Below are 1,874 nucleotides of genomic sequence, written 5' to 3'. Positions count from 1 at the left end.
TTGCAATACTAGTCTCACCACAGAAGAAGAAGATTGAGTATATAACATATAAGGATCCCCTTCATTATTAAGCGTAGATGCCCAATATAGACCCAAATTACCTCTTTCTAAAGGATTTACAACCGGAGAAAAAGGAGGTATATTACGATTAGAATAATTACTGACTGTAAATACTCCTTGAGAAGGAAAAGTCAATTTGACTTGTTTATAGCTCTTACTTTTATTGCTCTTACTTTTATTGCTCTTACTGGTAAAAACTTTTGCAGCCGTATAATTAGCATTCCCTTGCCTCCATTCTCCGATATTGGATTCAATGGTAGCCTCCAATAATTGCTGAAATTCTTGACGAGTTGGAACCCGGTATCCTTCTGGGCAAGGGTCATTAGGTCCTTTAAGTGGAGACGCTTCGGTACCACTGTTCCATGCTTCTGGACCGGGTGGATAACCGCCATTAAAATTGCCGTTCATCCGTGTATCTGTAGCTCCTGCTACAGATACATTACGACCATATTGGTAATAATCCCCATGAAGACCTACAACACTTGGGGACTGGTCAGGGTCTAAACTAGTATTGGCTCCTAGATTATGTCTCATCCATATTTTCCCATTAATTCGAGCTGCAGGTTGCCCTTTATAAGTAAGGAACCTGTCTTGATTAAGACTTATGTTGAGGCTATTTAGTCGTGGGTTCTGATTATCTGTGGAGAGTTGGCTTTCAGCTCCAGTGCTTCGACAAGCCAGAAAAAATAGCAGGAGGGATACCGCAATAAAAGCGGTGATCACGCTCATTTTTTTATAAAATACTGTTTTCTTCATTATTGTGTGTTTTATATATAGACAATTTATCTGAATCATATCAAATTTAGATGAATCATCTAAATTTGTTCGTTGTGTTTTTAATTTAAAAATTAAATTGTATTAGAAATATTACCAATCGCCATCTTCACTTAAATCAGGTTGTGTATCCCACTGCTGATCTACTGTTGGTATGGGGCTTCTTGGATCAATAATAGCTGATCCCGTGGCAATTTTCTCCTCCATTTCTATCAAGGTAGTCTACTTCAGGACGAATATAACTCCTCAGTTCATTGTAAAACTGACTTCTTGTTTTTTAATTTTTTTTCATCTTTTAATAATTTTTTCGTTAAATATCCTTTATGTTTTGAAAATAAATTTAATCCGCAAATTTTATATTTTTTTTTAATTTTGAAATAAATTTCTCTTTCTTACTTTGTGTTTTCTACTATTTTAAATGAATAATATCTATTCCAATTTTTCACTTAAATACCTTATTTAATAAAGACTTTACTAATATAGTAAAATTAATCCAAAAAAAAACATATTCTAAATATAAAATCACAGATACAGATAAAATCAATTAACTTATAGCCTAAAAAGCTTATTAGTCCTCTTGATTTTATTTTTCTTCACCCCACCCAGAGCTAGAATTTTAGAGATCCCTTCTCATTATATTCATTTTCATTCTTTATTTTACAAAGCTAAAGTAGCATTTTAGCTTCAAAACTTTGTTTATGCTTTTGTATTTTTCATCATATTATCATTTAACTTTAAAACCTGTTAAATATTCTTCACATTTCAAAAGCAAAACCACTCTGCAAATTTTAAATAATTTTATTTTTTATTCATCCCAATTTTCACTTAAATCCCTTATTTAATAAAGACTTTACTAATATAGTAAAATTAATCCAAAAAAAAACATATTCTAAATATAAAATCACAGATATAGATAAAATCAATTAACTTATAGCATATTCATCAACTTGACATTTTTTTTGTTTTTAATAGAAGTTTAAGCCGGTTATAGGATTTAAACTTTTTCAAGTGTTGTGAATAAATGAAATTCTCATCTTTAT

The 1,874-nt window shown here is 31.0% G+C and carries 1 protein-coding gene; it reads right to left on the bottom strand.

Going from position 1 to position 1,874, the window contains the following annotated elements:
* Nucleotides 1-816 (bottom strand): FISUMP domain-containing protein (locus GNY06_RS09565; protein WP_317163779.1); only part of this gene is annotated, 816 nt, incomplete at its 3' end.
* Nucleotides 817-1,874: the final 1,058 nt, after the last annotated feature.

This window comes from Elizabethkingia argenteiflava (assembly GCF_009904105.1).
In the GTDB taxonomy this organism is placed as follows: domain Bacteria; phylum Bacteroidota; class Bacteroidia; order Flavobacteriales; family Weeksellaceae; genus Elizabethkingia; species Elizabethkingia argenteiflava.
The sequence above is the reverse complement of the archived record's forward strand: the minus strand, read 5'-3'. Positions and strand labels throughout refer to the sequence as shown.